Consider the following 12,139-nt stretch of genomic DNA (forward strand, 5'->3'; position numbering starts at 1 on the left):
ACGCCGCTGATGAGCTCAGTCGTTCCCCTGCGCGAGCTACTGCTCGTGCTGCTCGTCTCCGCCACGGTGACTTTCCTGGCCACCGGAGGTGTGCGGGTGCTCGCCATCGCGTTCGGTGCCGTGGCGGTGCCACGTGAGCGTGATGTGCACGTGAAGCCGGTGCCGCGGATGGGTGGTGTCGGCATGTATGTCGGCGTCGTCGCCGCGGTGCTGTTCGCGCACCAGTTGCCCGCGCTGCGAAGAGGTTTCGACTACGCCCCGGATATCCCGGCGGTGCTGGTCGCCGCGACGATCATCGTGCTGGTCGGCATCGTGGACGATCGGTGGGGCTTGGACGCGCTCACCAAATTCGTCGGTCAGATCACCGCCGCGGGCGTGATGGCCGTGATGGGCCTGAGCTGGTACGTGATCTACAACCCCTTCAACGACACCACCGTTGTGCTCGACGCGTTGCAGGGTGGCCTGGTGACCGTCGGCATCACCGTCACCCTGGTGAACGCGATGAACTTCGTCGACGGTTTGGACGGTCTCGCCGCCGGTCTCGGTTTGATCTGCGCGAGCGCGGTTTTCGTGTTCTCCATCGGTTTGCTCTACGACCAGGGCGGTTCGGTCGACACCTATCCGCCCGCGTTGCTGGCCGCCGCGCTGGCCGGCGCCTGTCTCGGATTTCTGCCGCACAATTTCTCGCCCGCGCGAATATTCATGGGCGATACCGGCTCGATGATGATCGGTTTGATCTTGGCCGCGGTATCCACCGGTGCCTCCGGCCGAATTCCCCTACAGGGTTACGGCCCGCGCGACATTGTCGGTTTGCTGTCGCCGCTGTTGCTGGTCGGCGCGGTGATGTTCATTCCGGTCCTCGACCTGTTGCTGGCGATCGTGCGCCGGGTGCGCGCCGGCGTGAGTTTCTCCACACCGGACAAAATGCATCTGCACCACCGATTGCTCCAGATCGGACATTCGCACCGTCGCGTGGTCTTGCTGATCTATTTATGGGTCGGCGTACTCGCGTTCGGCGCGGTGGGAACTTCCCTGATGGATCGGCGACTCGTTGTTCTGCTGGTAGCGGGCGGATTGGTGTTCGCGCTGCTGGTGACCGCGATCCCGTCGGTACGCAGGACCGAGTCGGCAAAGAGCTGACAACGGCGCGCAAGGTAAAGTTCGGCGCGTGAGCTTTACACCCGAAACCGTGCCAGGCCCCGACGCCCCCCTGCGCGCCGCGCTGCGCTACGGCCTGATCGGCCTCGGTGTGCTGGTCGTGCTCTCGATCGCCATCGCCGGTGCGGTGGCGGGCGCACCGGGAATATGGGGCGCGGTGCTCGGGTCGGCGATCGGCGGCGCGTTCATCCTGACGACAGTCGTGGTCGTCCTGCTCGGCGCGAAGCTGCCGCCGAGCACCGCGGGCCTGGCGATGTTGGCGGGCTGGGTGGGCAAGATGCTGGTCGGACTGCTGGTCATCGCCGTTTTGCGGCAGTTCGACTTCTACAGCAGGCCCGCGCTGTTCTTCACCGTTGTCGGTGCTCTGGTCATCGTGCTGGGTGCCGAGGTGTATGGAGTTGCGCGCCAGAAGGTTCCGTACGTGACGACACGCGCGGGGGACGGCGAAACGGCTTCCGAGCAGGAATAATCCCACCCAGCTACACACTGTCGTAGATAGCTTGGTAAAGTGTTGGTAAGCAAGCAGCCAAGCTGGGGCCGAACCCCACTACTTGGGGGGATCGTCGCGATCCCGCCTGGTGCCGCTATGCTTACTGCCGAGTCCGGGCTGATTGCCCGGCGGAGGCATATCGACGATGTCGCCGACACCGCGCAGGTGCTATGCGGACTTTTGCCGCGGAGCCCGTTGTGGCCACGTTCGAGCGTTTGAGTTGATAGCACCTGATCGTCAATGTCCGATCGAACCGACGGGATGATGTTCCCGCGGCCCGAACACGGGAGAGAACGCTGAGCGCCACAACATGGGCGGGCGAGTTCCATACGCCATCACTAATCGACTTCTTCCCTCCAGCGATCTTGTTCGAGGGCACGTTCATCGAGATCGACCGCCTGGTGCTCGTTCGCGTCTTGATGACCGCGGTGCTGTTCGGATTCATGCTCGCAGCATTTCGGAGCCCGCGGATCATTCCCGGCCGGCTGCAGAACATCGCCGAGTTCGGTCTGGTCTTCGTCAAGGAGCAGATTTGCGACGAGGTGCTGGGTAAGGAATCCGGGCGGAAGTTCTTCCCGCTGATCGCGACGATCTTCTTCACGGTCCTTTTCCTGAACTTTTCGGGCGTCGTTCCCGGCTTGAACATCTCCACCAACGGCCGGATCGCCATGCCGCTGGTCCTGGCCGTGATCGCGTACATCGCGTTCAACTACGTCGGCATCAGGAAGTACGGCTTCATCAAGTACATGCGCAGCAGCATCGTGGTTCCGGGTGTTCCGGCTGCGCTCCATGTGCTTCTGATCCCGATCGAGTTCATGTCGACCTTCCTGCTGCGTCCCTTCACGCTGACCGTCCGACTCATGGCCAACATGCTCGCCGGTCACATCCTGCTGGTGATGTTCTTCGCCGCGACGCAGTTCTTCCTGTTCGACGCGGACAACTGGATGAAGGTCTTCGCACCGTTCTCGCTCCTCGCGGGCATCGCGTTCACGCTCTTCGAGCTGCTCGTCGTCCTGCTGCAGGCCTACGTTTTCGCGCTGCTGGTTGCGATCTACATCGGACAAGCCGAGCACGTCGATTCACACTGATCCGACTAGCCACTTACACGAAACCCCTGCTGCACCACGCCGTCCGGCGGGTGAGCAACAGAAAGGAATGGAAGACTCATGAGCCTCTCGTACTTGGCCCAGGAAGCCGTCAACACCACCTCCACCAACAAGGGCTTCGGTGCCATCGGCTATGGTCTGGCCGCGATCGGCCCCGGCGTCGGCATCGGCATCCTCGTGGGTAAGACGATCGAAGGTATCGCCCGTCAGCCCGAGCTGGCCGGTCAGCTCCGGACCACCATGTTCCTCGGCATCGCGCTGACCGAGGCCCTTGCCCTGCTCGGCCTCGTCGCCGGCTTCATTTTCTGATTCCCATGCCTCAGTACACACTGCTGGCTGCAGAGGAAGCAGAGACCGTCAATCCTCTGATCCCAGCCACATACGACATCGTGTGGTCGGCGATCTGCGTCGCCATCATCGCGGTCCTGTTCTACAAGTTCGTGGCACCGCGCCTGACCAAGGTGCTCGATGAGCGTGCTGAAAAGATCCAGGGCGGTATCGCCAGGGCCGAAGCAGCTCAAGAAGAAGCACAGCACACGCTGCAGCAGTACCAGCAGCAGCTTGCCGAAGCCCGGCTCGAGGCCGCGCGCATCCGCGAGGAAGCACGCACCCAGGGTCAGCAGATCCTCGCGCAGATGCGCACGGATGCCCAGGCCGAAAGCGACCGCATCGTCGCCGCCGGTCACTCCCAGCTGGAAGCCCAGCGCCAGCAGATCCTGACGGAGCTGCGTTCCGAGGTCGGCCGTACGGCCGTCGACCTGGCCGAGAAGATCATCGGTCAGTCTGTTTCGGACGAAGCCAAGCAGGCGGCGTCGATCGACAAGTTCCTCCGCGAACTCGACGACACCGACGCCATCGGGGTCGGAAGGTAGCGACGCGAAAGTGAGAAGCATGTACGCAGCGAGCCGCGAGGCCAGTACCCGGTCTCGCGAGGCGCTTCGGGTCGCTCTGACCGGAAGCGAAACTGTCGCGGCCACAACGGGGTCGGAACTGTTCGCCGTTGTCGCCGTGCTGGACGACCAGCGTTCGCTGCGTGTGGCGCTCGCGGACGCCTCGGTACCGGGTTCGGCGCGCGCTGAGCTCAGTGAACGGGTCTTCGGCGGCAAGGTCAGCGCTGCCACGCAGGCAGTGCTGACCACCGCGGTGGCGCAGGACTGGTCACGCACCCGCGACCTGGTCGAAACCTTGGTGCTGCTCGGGCAGGAGGCTCTGCTGGAGTCTGCCGCCGTCGGTGGCCGACAGGACGCGGTGGAGGACGAGCTGTTCCGGCTCGGACGCATCATCGCCGACAACCCGCAGCTCGAGCAGGCACTGTCCGATCAGGGAAAGCCCGCGCACGCGCGCCGCGAACTGATCGAGCGGCTGCTCACCGGCAAGGTCGAGCCGGTCACCCTGGCGCTGGCCGAGCAGGCGGCGACCCGGCTGCGGACCAACAACATCGGCGTCGCCTTCGACGCCCTGTCCGATCTGGCGGCGGCCCGTCGTGACCAGATCGTCGCCCACGTGAACTCGGCGGTCGAGCTGAACGATCAGCAGAAGGAGAAGCTGTCGGCTTCCCTGCAGCGGATCTACGGCAAGGCGGTCACCGTGCACGTGCAGGTCGACCCGACGCTGCTGAGCGGCGTCGTCGTGCGCGTCGGAGACGACGTGATCGACGGCAGCGCCACCGGCCGACTGGAGAAGCTGCGTCGGGCTCTGTCGTAATCGACAAGGCCCTGACTCCACTTCCCCCATCCCCGACATTCGAGACCACAGCGAGAGCAGGAACAACATGGCGGAGCTGACGATCTCCTCCGACGAGATCCGTAGCGCGATCGAGAGCTACACCCAGAGCTACACCCCGGAAACCTCCATCGAAGAAGTCGGCGTCGTGACCGATACCGGCGACGGTATCGCGCACGTCAGCGGCCTGCCTTCGGCGATGGCCAACGAGCTGCTCGAGTTCCCCGGCGGGGTTCTCGGCGTCGCGCTGAACCTCGAGGACACCAACATCGGTGCCGTCATTCTCGGCGAGTACGCCTCGCTGGAAGAGGGCCAGCAGGTCCGTCGCACCGGCGACGTGCTCTCCGTCCCCGTGGGTGACAAGTTCCTCGGTCGCGTCGTCAACCCGCTCGGCCAGCCGATCGACGGCCTGGGCGAGATCGAGTCCGACGAGCGCCGCGTGCTGGAGCTGCAGGCCGCGTCCGTGCTGGAACGTCAGCCGGTCGAAGAGCCCCTCGCCACCGGTATCACCGCGATCGACGCGCTGACCGCCATCGGTCGCGGCCAGCGTCAGCTGATCATCGGCGACCGCAAGACGGGCAAGACCGCCGTCGCGATCGACGCGATCCTGAACCAGAAGGCGAACTGGGAGACCGGCGACGCCGACAAGCAGGTTCGCTGCATCTACGTCGCGATCGGCCAGAAGGGCTCCACCATCGCGGGCGTCAAGACCGCGCTCGAGGAGCACGGCGCGATGGAGTACACCACCATCGTCGCGGCCCCGGCCTCCGACTCCGCCGGCTTCAAGTGGCTGGCTCCGTACACCGGTTCGGCCATCGGCCAGCACTGGATGTACCAGGGCAAGCACGTCCTCATCGTGTTCGACGACCTGACCAAGCAGGCCGAGGCGTACCGCGCCATCTCGCTGCTGCTGCGTCGTCCGCCGGGCCGCGAGGCGTACCCCGGTGACGTCTTCTACCTGCACTCCCGTCTGCTGGAGCGTTGCGCGAAGCTGTCCGACGAGATGGGCGCGGGCTCGATGACCGGTCTGCCGATCATCGAGACCAAGGCCAACGACGTCTCGGCGTTCATCCCGACCAACGTCATCTCCATCACCGACGGCCAGGTCTTCCTCGAGTCCGACCTGTTCAACAAGGGCGTCCGCCCGGCGATCAACGTCGGTACCTCGGTCTCCCGTGTCGGTGGCGCCGCCCAGACCAAGGCCATGAAGAAGGTCGCCGGTTCGCTGCGTCTGGAAATGGCGCAGTACCGCGAGCTGGAGGCGTTCTCCGCCTTCGCCTCCGACCTCGACGCCGCGTCGCTGGCGCAGCTCGAGCGTGGTGCCCGCTGGGTGGAGCTGCTCAAGCAGGATCAGTACTCCCCGGTCTCGGTCGAGGATCAGGTCGTCTCGATCTTCCTGGTCGACGCCGGTTACTACGAGTCGGTGCCCGTCGAAGACGTGCGTCGCTTCACCGCCGAGCTGCTCGAGTACCTGCACGGTGCGACCCAGAGCTCGTTCGACGCGCTCGAGGGTGGCAAGAAGCCGCTCGCCGGCGAGGCCGCCGACGCGATCAAGGCCGAGACCGACAAGTTCAAGCAGGGCTTCCTCGATTCGAACGGCAATCGCATCGTGAACGAGGCTGCCGCGGGCGAGCTGGACCACGAAGAGGTCGAGTCGCTGTCGGTCACCCGCAAGCACGTCGACAAGTAAGCCGGGTCCATGATGTCGGCAATTTCCGATCTGGCGAATGAAGGGAGTGTGAACCGCTAGTGGCAAGTTTGCGCGAATTGCGCTCCCGCATTCGTGGTGTGAATTCGATCAAGAAGATCACCAAGGCTCAGGAACTGATCGCGACCTCGCGAATTTCCAAGGCCCAGGCCAGGGTTGCGGCTGCCAAGCCGTACGCCGAGGAGATCACCAAGGTCCTCGGCGAACTGGCGAGCGCTTCGAAGAACCTGTCGCACCCGCTGCTGACCGAGCGTCTCAACGCTCGTCGGGCCGCCGTCCTGGTGATCACCAGTGACAGCGGTATGTGCGGTGGCTACAACTCGAACGTGCTCAAGCGTGCCGAAGAGCTCATGACCACGCTGCGTGGCGACGGCAAGGAACCCGTTCTGTACGTGATGGGCAGTAAGGGCATCACGTACTACAAGTTCCGCAACCGTCCGTTCCAGGCGTCGTGGTTCGGCTTCTCCCAGCAGCCCAAGTACACCGATGCCTCGGCCGCGTGCCAGCACCTGGTCGAGGCCTTCATGGCCGGTTCCGCCGGCGAGGTCCCCTCGCTCGACGGCACCGGAACCATCGAGGGTGTCGACGAGCTGCACATCGTGTACACCAAGTTCGTCTCGATGCTGACCCAGAACCCGGAGGTGCGCCGCCTGGCGCCGATCCAGGTCAGCTACGTCGACGAGAACTACGAGCTCGGCGACGACATCATGTCGGACTCGCCGAACGCGGTGGTGTCGCCACAGTACGAGTTCGAGCCGGACGCCGATGTGCTGCTCGGGGCATTGCTGCCCAAGTACATCAACACGCGTATCTACGCATCGTTGCTCGAGGCAGCGGCATCCGAGTCCGCGGCTCGGCGCACCGCAATGAAGGCGGCGACCGATAACGCCAACGAGCTGGCCAATGTGCTCCAGCGCGAGGCGAACTCGGTGCGTCAGGCCCAGATCACGCAGGAAATCAGCGAAATCGTCGGCGGCGTCAATGCGCTGGCGTCGAGCTCGGACCGCGACTAAGTAGCGCAGGAAGAGAACCAATCTAATGACCGCAGCTGTCACTCAGGACAACGCGAAGAAGGCGGGCGAAACCGCTGGTCGCGTCGTCCGTGTCATCGGCCCCGTCGTGGACGTCGAGTTCCCGCGTGGCGCCATCCCCGAGCTGTTCAACGCTCTGAACTCCGACATCGAGCTCCCGTCGGTGGCCAAGACCCTCACCCTCGAGGTCGCCCAGCACCTCGGCGACAACATCGTGCGCACCATCTCGATGCAGCCGACCGACGGCCTGGTCCGTGGCGCGACTGTCACCGACACCGGCAAGCCGATCTCGGTGCCCGTCGGCGACATCGTCAAGGGCCACGTGTTCAACGCCCTCGGTGACTGCCTCGACACCCCCGGCCTCGGCCGGGACGGCGAGCAGTGGGGCATCCACCGTCAGCCGCCGAGCTTCGACCAGCTCGAGGGCAAGACCGAGATCCTCGAGACCGGTGTCAAGGTCATCGACCTGCTGACCCCGTACGTCAAGGGCGGCAAGATCGGTCTGTTCGGTGGTGCCGGTGTCGGCAAGACCGTTCTGATCCAGGAGATGATCACCCGTATCGCTCGCGAGTTCTCGGGCACCTCGGTGTTCGCGGGCGTCGGTGAGCGTACTCGTGAGGGCACCGACCTCCGTCTGGAAATGGAAGAGATGGGCGTCCTTCCGGACACCGCCCTCGTCTTCGGCCAGATGGACGAGCCGCCGGGCACGCGTATGCGCGTGGCCCTGTCGGCGCTGACCATGGCGGAGTACTTCCGCGATGTCCAGCACCAGGACGTGCTGCTCTTCATCGACAACATCTTCCGTTTCACCCAGGCCGGTTCCGAGGTCTCGACCCTGCTGGGTCGCATGCCTTCGGCCGTGGGTTACCAGCCGACGCTGGCGGACGAGATGGGTCAGCTCCAGGAGCGCATCACCTCGACCAAGGGTCGCTCGATCACCTCGCTGCAGGCGATCTACGTCCCCGCCGACGACTACACCGACCCGGCGCCGGCGACCACCTTCGCCCACCTGGATGCGACGACCGAGCTTTCGCGCCCGATCTCGCAGAAGGGCATCTACCCGGCCGTCGACCCGCTGACCTCGACCTCTCGTATCCTCGAGGCTTCGATCGTCGGCGAGCGCCACTTCCGGGTTGCCAACGAGGTCAAGCGGATCCTGCAGAAGTACAAGGAACTGCAGGACATCATCGCCATCCTCGGCATGGACGAGCTCTCCGAAGAGGACAAGGTCCTCGTCGGTCGCGCCCGTCGCCTGGAGAAGTTCCTCGGTCAGAACTTCATCGTCGCCGAGAAGTTCACCGGCCAGGTCGGCTCGGTCGTTCCGCTGGAGCAGACCATCGACGACTTCGACCGTGTCTGCAAGGGTGAGTTCGACCACTACCCGGAGCAGGCGTTCAACTCCTGCGGTGGTCTCGACGACGTCGAGGCAGCCGCGAAGAAGATCCTCGGGAAGTAGTCCACTATGGCGGAGATGACAGTTGATCTCGTAGCTGTGGAACGCAAGCTCTGGTCCGGCCAGGCTACGTTCGTCAGCGCGCAGACCACCGAAGGTGGGATCGGCATCATGGCGGGCCATGAGCCGCTGCTGGGTCAGCTCGTCGAGGGTGGCACGGTTTCGATCGTGTCGACCGACGGCGAGCGGATCGTCGCCGCGGTGCACGGTGGCTTCTTCTCGGTCACCGCCGATACCGTGCGTGTGCTGGCCGAGTCCGCGGAACTGGCGGGCGAGGTCGACGTCGACGCGGCGCGCAAGGTGCTGGCCGATGCGAGTGCCACCGAGGTGGAGCTGCGCGCGGCCCAGGGCCAGGTGCGTGCGGTCGAAGCGACCGTGACCGACTGATCGCAGTAGTACGACTCTCTGCCGGCGAGGAACTTCGGTTCCTCGCCGGCAGAGTTGTTTTTACCGCCTTTTCGTGGGGATAGATGATCCGGCCGGAGCGCCGTGTAGTGGGCGTGATTGAATGTCTGGGCGGGGGTGTCTTTGACACCGGCTAGAGCGAAAGGGCGTACGGCATTGCAAACCGGGATGGTTCTCCTGATCATTCTGGTGCTGACGCTCGTGTTCGTAGCCGGTGCGTCGACCTATCGGCTGGTGATGTTGCGCCGCGGGGGCACGGCCGCACTCCTACGTTCGCTGCCCGCGCGCGGCGGCCAAGGCTGGCGGCACGGGCTCATTCGCTACGACGAGGATCGCCTCGTCTTCTTCAAATTGACCAGCCTGAAATTCGGACCCGACTCCACGGTGCATCGGCAGGGCCTCGAGATCGTCGAGCGCCGAGCGCCGCAGGGCGACGAATTCGACATCATGAGCGATGACATCGTGGTGGTAGCCGTCACCGATCCGCACAGCAAATTCGAGCTCGCGCTCGACCGCGGTTCGATGGCGGCTTTTCTGTCCTGGGTGGAGTCGCGACCGTCCGATCGCGCCCGCCGTACTCGTGGAGGCCCGTCGTGAGCGTGCATTTGACCCGGATCTATACCCGCACGGGTGACGACGGGACGACCGGTCTCAGCGATTTCTCCCGTGTCGCCAAGAACGATCCCCGGCTGATCGCCTACGCCGACTGCGACGAGGCCAACGCGGCTCTCGGTGTCGCTGTCGCGCTCGGTGCGCCCGAGCCCGCTGTGCTGGCGGTGCTGCGACAGATCCAGAACGATCTGTTCGACGCGGGCGCCGATCTGTCCACCCCGGTTGTCGCCGAACCGAAGTACCCGCCGCTGCGCATCACCCAGCCCTATATCGACCGGCTGGAGAAGTGGTGCGACGAGTTCAACGACGGTCTGGCACCGCTGAATTCGTTCATCCTGCCCGGCGGCACGCCGTTGGCTGCGTTGTTGCACACAGCCCGCACCGTGGTGCGCCGCGCCGAGCGATCAGCGTGGGCGGCCGTGGAAGCGCACCCCGACGACACCGGTGTGCTGCCCGCGAAATACCTGAACCGACTCTCGGACCTGCTGTTCATCCTCAGCCGGGCGACCAATCCCGCCGGCGATGTCCTGTGGCAGCCCGGCGGCGGGCTGCCACGCTGAAAGCGACTCTCCGGCGCGGAGAATCGGTCGGTTTCTTGTTCATTCGTGGCAGGGGGGCGTGTCGTCGCGTGACGGTCGATAAGCTGGCGTGGTGAGCGAACGGTTTCTGGTCTCCGGCGGCAATCGACTCGTCGGCGAGGTCGCGGTCGGCGGCGCGAAGAACAGCGTGCTGAAGCTGATGGCTGCCTCGTTGCTGGCCGAGGGCACGACCATCATCACCAACTGCCCGGACATTCTCGATGTCCCCTTGATGGCGGAGGTGCTGCGCGGCCTCGGCTGCGATGTGACGATCTCCGACGACGTCAGCGGTGACAACTCGGTGGTGACGATCGATACCCCCGCCGAGCCCAAGTACCACGCGGACTTCCCCGCGGTGACCCAGTTCCGCGCCTCGGTGTGTGTGCTCGGTCCGCTGATGGCGCGCTGCAAACGCGCCGTGGTGGCGCTGCCCGGTGGCGATGCGATCGGTTCGCGACCCCTTGACATGCACCAGGCGGGCCTACGCCTGCTCGGTGCGACCAGTGCGATCGAGCACGGTTGCGTCGTGGCGTCGGCCGAACAGTTGCAGGGCGCGCGGATCCGCCTCGACTTCCCGTCGGTGGGCGCGACCGAGAACATCCTGATGGCCGCGGTCCTGGCCGAGGGGGAGACGGTCATCGACAATGCGGCGCGCGAGCCCGACATCGTCGACCTGTGCACCATGCTCGTCCAGATGGGTGCGCAGATCGACGGTGCCGGTTCCTCCGTGCTCACCGTGCAGGGCGTCAAGAGGCTCTCGCCCACCACGCACCGGGTGATCGGCGACCGTATCGTCGCCGCCACCTGGGGGATCGCCGCCGCGATGACCACCGGCGATGTCCGGGTCACCGGTGTCAACCCCAAGCACCTGGCCCTGGTGCTGGACAAGCTGCGCTCGGCCGGTGCGCGAATCTCCTACGAGGCTAACGGCTTCCGGGTTGTACAGGCCGAACGTCCGCGCGCGGTGAACTTCGCGACGCTGCCGTTCCCCGGTTTCCCGACCGACCTGCAGCCGATGGCCATCGGCCTGGCCGCGATCGCCGACGGCACCTCGATGATCACCGAGAACGTTTTCGAGGCGCGGTTCCGGTTCGTGGAGGAGATGATCCGGCTCGGCTCCGATGCCCGGACCGACGGTCACCACGCGGTGGTCCGTGGGATCCCGAGGTTGTCCAGTGCGCCGGTCTGGTCCTCCGACATCCGTGCGGGTGCGGGCCTGGTGCTCGCCGGCCTCGTCGCCGACGGTGTCACCGAAGTGCACGACGTCTATCACATCGACCGCGGTTACCCGAGGTTCGTCGAGCAGATGCAGGCGCTCGGGGGACAGGTCGAACGGGTAGATGCGCCGAAATAGGCCGCTGACCAGCCGATTTGACTTCGTGTTGGTCGGCACGTAACTTTATTCGAGTCAGAGCGACACGGACACCGACTCAGCCACTGGCTGGGACACGAGGTAGGACGTTGAGCGCCTGACTGACTGCGTGTTCAGACGGACTCGGTACGGATTTGCTTCCGGCCGGTTGTCTGAGCTAAGTTTGAACTCTTGCCTCACCGAAACCCCGACGAGAAGTTGTGGGTAGAAGTGTGTGCGTGTGTTCTTTGAGAACTCAATAGTGTGTCGATGAATGTCAGTGCCAATATTTATTATTGGTTCCAGCCTTCGCGTACCCCCCGGTCGTGGAAGGTTGGACATTGAAAAACAACAGCGAACTTTTTTGCTGGTGTTTGGCTTTGCTAGATTTTCGGACTCTAGTTAGATAGTTTTGATTCGCTCTCCCTTGGGAGGGTTGTTTCGAGAGTCTTCAACGGAGAGTTTGATTCTGGCTCAGGACGAACGCTAGCGGCGTGCTTAACACATGCAAGTCGAGCGGTAAGG

Annotated in this window: 13 protein-coding genes and 1 rRNA gene; all 14 read left to right on the forward strand. The window is 64.6% G+C overall.

Features of this window, described 5'->3' with window-relative positions; translation table 11 throughout:
- The first annotated feature begins 9 nt into the window (after positions 1-9).
- Complete coding sequence (locus ACFULV_RS31815; protein ID WP_378635767.1) at positions 10-1,140, forward strand: MraY family glycosyltransferase; 1,131 nt, start codon at positions 10-12, stop codon at positions 1,138-1,140.
- A gap of 28 nt (positions 1,141-1,168) precedes the next feature.
- Complete coding sequence (locus ACFULV_RS31820) at positions 1,169-1,627, forward strand: hypothetical protein (RefSeq protein ID WP_378635768.1); 459 nt, start codon at positions 1,169-1,171, stop codon at positions 1,625-1,627.
- A 383-nt stretch (positions 1,628-2,010) separates the two neighbouring features.
- Positions 2,011-2,736, forward strand: a complete 726-nt coding sequence (gene atpB / locus ACFULV_RS31825; protein ID WP_378663206.1) for a F0F1 ATP synthase subunit A — start codon at positions 2,011-2,013, stop codon at positions 2,734-2,736.
- 78 nt (positions 2,737-2,814) lie between these two features.
- On the forward strand, positions 2,815-3,063 hold the full coding sequence (locus tag ACFULV_RS31830; RefSeq protein WP_378635771.1) for an ATP synthase F0 subunit C: 249 nt from the start codon (positions 2,815-2,817) through the stop codon (positions 3,061-3,063).
- A gap of 5 nt (positions 3,064-3,068) precedes the next feature.
- A complete protein-coding gene (locus ACFULV_RS31835) occupies positions 3,069-3,626 on the forward strand; it encodes a F0F1 ATP synthase subunit B (protein WP_378635774.1) in 558 nt (185 codons plus the stop codon).
- Between the two features lie 19 nt (positions 3,627-3,645).
- On the forward strand, positions 3,646-4,458 hold the full coding sequence (locus ACFULV_RS31840; protein WP_378663195.1) for a F0F1 ATP synthase subunit delta: 813 nt from the start codon (positions 3,646-3,648) through the stop codon (positions 4,456-4,458).
- A gap of 67 nt (positions 4,459-4,525) precedes the next feature.
- Positions 4,526-6,166 carry a F0F1 ATP synthase subunit alpha gene (gene atpA / locus ACFULV_RS31845; protein WP_101464193.1) on the forward strand — a complete coding sequence of 547 codons (1,641 nt, stop codon included), beginning with the start codon at positions 4,526-4,528 and terminating at the stop codon, positions 6,164-6,166.
- A gap of 59 nt (positions 6,167-6,225) precedes the next feature.
- Positions 6,226-7,197, forward strand: coding sequence for a F0F1 ATP synthase subunit gamma (locus ACFULV_RS31850; protein ID WP_378663198.1), 972 nt, complete (start codon positions 6,226-6,228; stop codon positions 7,195-7,197).
- 25 nt (positions 7,198-7,222) lie between these two features.
- Positions 7,223-8,671 (forward strand): F0F1 ATP synthase subunit beta, encoded by a 1,449-nt coding sequence (gene atpD / locus ACFULV_RS31855; RefSeq protein ID WP_056817894.1) that lies wholly within the window; start codon positions 7,223-7,225, stop codon positions 8,669-8,671.
- A 6-nt stretch (positions 8,672-8,677) separates the two neighbouring features.
- Positions 8,678-9,055, forward strand: coding sequence for a F0F1 ATP synthase subunit epsilon (locus ACFULV_RS31860; protein ID WP_378663200.1), 378 nt, complete (start codon positions 8,678-8,680; stop codon positions 9,053-9,055).
- Positions 9,056-9,241: 186 nt separating this feature from the next.
- Positions 9,242-9,670: a DUF2550 domain-containing protein gene (locus ACFULV_RS31865; RefSeq protein WP_378639396.1), complete on the forward strand. Its 429-nt coding sequence runs from the start codon at positions 9,242-9,244 to the stop codon at positions 9,668-9,670.
- Positions 9,667-10,245: a cob(I)yrinic acid a,c-diamide adenosyltransferase gene (locus ACFULV_RS31870; protein WP_378639398.1), complete on the forward strand. Its 579-nt coding sequence runs from the start codon at positions 9,667-9,669 to the stop codon at positions 10,243-10,245. Before ACFULV_RS31865 ends, ACFULV_RS31870 begins: the two co-directional genes overlap by 4 nt.
- A gap of 91 nt (positions 10,246-10,336) precedes the next feature.
- Positions 10,337-11,617 carry a UDP-N-acetylglucosamine 1-carboxyvinyltransferase gene (gene murA, locus ACFULV_RS31875; protein WP_378663203.1) on the forward strand — a complete coding sequence of 427 codons (1,281 nt, stop codon included), beginning with the start codon at positions 10,337-10,339 and terminating at the stop codon, positions 11,615-11,617.
- A 448-nt stretch (positions 11,618-12,065) separates the two neighbouring features.
- Positions 12,066-12,139: ribosomal RNA gene (locus tag ACFULV_RS31880) — 16S ribosomal RNA — on the forward strand; the annotation flags it as partial.

It is taken from the genome of Nocardia sp. NPDC057272 (genome assembly GCF_042668615.1).
Classification (GTDB): domain Bacteria; phylum Actinomycetota; class Actinomycetes; order Mycobacteriales; family Mycobacteriaceae; genus Nocardia.